3 protein-coding genes are annotated in these 1748 nt (G+C 52.8%); all 3 read right to left on the bottom strand.

Annotation, left to right across the window (positions count from 1 at the left end; genetic code table 11):
• Window positions 1-250: 250 nt before the first annotated feature.
• The 3 genes from MV985_RS07955 to MV985_RS07945 are packed head-to-tail and all read right to left on the bottom strand — an operon-like array spanning window position 251 to window position 1516.
• Window positions 251-463: a helix-turn-helix domain-containing protein gene (locus MV985_RS07955; protein ID WP_297465080.1), complete on the bottom strand. Its 213-nt coding sequence runs from the start codon at window positions 461-463 to the stop codon at window positions 251-253.
• Window positions 460-786, bottom strand: a complete 327-nt coding sequence (locus tag MV985_RS07950) for an Sjogren's syndrome/scleroderma autoantigen 1 family protein (RefSeq protein ID WP_297465077.1) — start codon at window positions 784-786, stop codon at window positions 460-462. The genes MV985_RS07955 and MV985_RS07950 overlap by 4 nt, the downstream gene beginning before the upstream one ends.
• Window positions 787-790: 4 nt before the next feature.
• Window positions 791-1516 (bottom strand): arginase family protein, encoded by a 726-nt coding sequence (locus tag MV985_RS07945; RefSeq protein ID WP_297465075.1) that lies wholly within the window; start codon window positions 1514-1516, stop codon window positions 791-793.
• Window positions 1517-1748 lie beyond the last annotated feature (232 nt).

Raw genomic sequence — 1748 nt, 5'->3', positions numbered from 1 at the left:
ACGACAACCCTATCAAAGCCCCTCTCCTTAAAGTCTTCAACGGTGGCTTTTCTACTCCCCACAGTCATCCTTGACTCGTAGTCAGAACCATTCCATCGAACCCACCACAGTGCGAACTTTGCCACAGGTCATCACCATCGTGAGTACTATCGAGTGTATAAAAAACTATTTGAATTTCTACTTGTCAAAATCGCAACAACACGAACCAAAAATTGGAGGTAAAAACCGGTTACGCAGTCCCCAAAAGAGTTCAGACGTACTTGAACTCCTCTTCCTCCTCGCTCTTCTCCTTGATCTTCCAGAAGAGCTTCCCTTCCTTCTGATAGCTCTCGACCTTCCCCTGCTCGAGGAAGCGGAGCAGGTAGCGCCTTACCTCCATCGGCTTTATGCCCGTTTTCTCGGCTATCTCCTCGATGGTCTTCGGGCCGTCGTTAAGGGCCTCCAGCACCTTCACGTTCTTCATTCTCCTCCCTCCAGTTTTCTGTAGCGCTCCAACAGTTCTATTATCTTCTCCATTGCCCTTAAGTGTTTCTCCAGTTCGTCGATGTCATCTGGCAGGGAGTTGGCCAGCTCGTTGAGCTTCTCCGTCAGCTTCTCCTCTACGCCCTTCATCTCTGCCTTCCTCTGCTTCTCCCTGTACTCACACACTGGGCAGAAGACCCTTCCGTCCTTCTCGAAGAGCGGTGAACCGCACTTGGGGCAGTGCCGGTCGAGCATCTTCGCGCCGGAGAGCATGAGGGGCATTATGATGTTCCGCATCTCCCACTCCGTCGGGCCCTTCTTCATCGGATCACCCCATCAGCAGCTGGAAGACCTCGACGAAGGCCTTCTTTCCGAGGCGGGAGCGCCGTATCCTGTCGGAAATCTCCGCGATGTCGAAGGCGGTTATCTTAAAGTTCTCCTTTATTCCTTCCAGAAGTTCAAGCAGCTCATTGAGGGTAAGTTCCCCATGCTGGAAGCGGGCGATCTTGTATTCGGGCCGCAAAACGTCAAGGTCAACGGTAAGGTATATCTCCTCCCCGAGGTACTTCTTGGCCTCATCGAGTATCTCGAGCAGATCGTTCGTCTGGAGGTTCTTGTAGGCCCTCCATCTCCCGCGCACCTTCCTACTCCTCAGCAGAGCGGGGAAAACCTTAACGCGCCTCGTCCAGAGCTGGGTTCTCTCCGTGGTGGGTATCATGAGGACGGGAGCCATGACAACCGCCCGGTTTACAAAGCGCTCCTCAAGGGCGTAGGCCAGCCAAGAGCCGTGGTCCAGGTAGTCGTGCATTAAATCAGTATGTGCATCAACGCTGATTAGAGAGGGGGGTTTGAGCTTCTGGACGATTCCGTAGGTTGCGAGATGCTCCCCAATGATGTATGCCCTGTCCAGAGGTAGCCTCTCGGGAAGCAGTTCAACCCTGCTGGATTCGACTATAACGTAGTCGTCTATGAGCTTGTTCCTCTTGAGGAAGTTGAGGACGTAGACAACACCGTCCCTGTTTGGCTTCTCACCGAATGGGACGAACGTTACCATTCACTCCACCGCTCCGGTTTGCCCTCCAGCCTTTTAAACCTTGGCGAATTCCTTAGACATTTCTATGTTAATCTGAGAAGCCAAAGTTTAAAAAGTAGCAACGCTAGGTTAAACCGAAAACCCTTCGGAGGCGAGGAGATGATACTCCAGGTTGCCCTTGACCTTACTGACATTGAACAGGCCATTTCTATCGCCGAAAAAGCGGCCCGGGGCGGTGCTCACTGGCTCGAGG

The sequence above is a fragment of the Thermococcus sp. genome, from assembly GCF_027012695.1.
Lineage (GTDB): Archaea > Methanobacteriota_B > Thermococci > Thermococcales > Thermococcaceae > Thermococcus.
The sequence above is the reverse complement of the archived record's forward strand: the minus strand, read 5'-3'. Positions and strand labels throughout refer to the sequence as shown.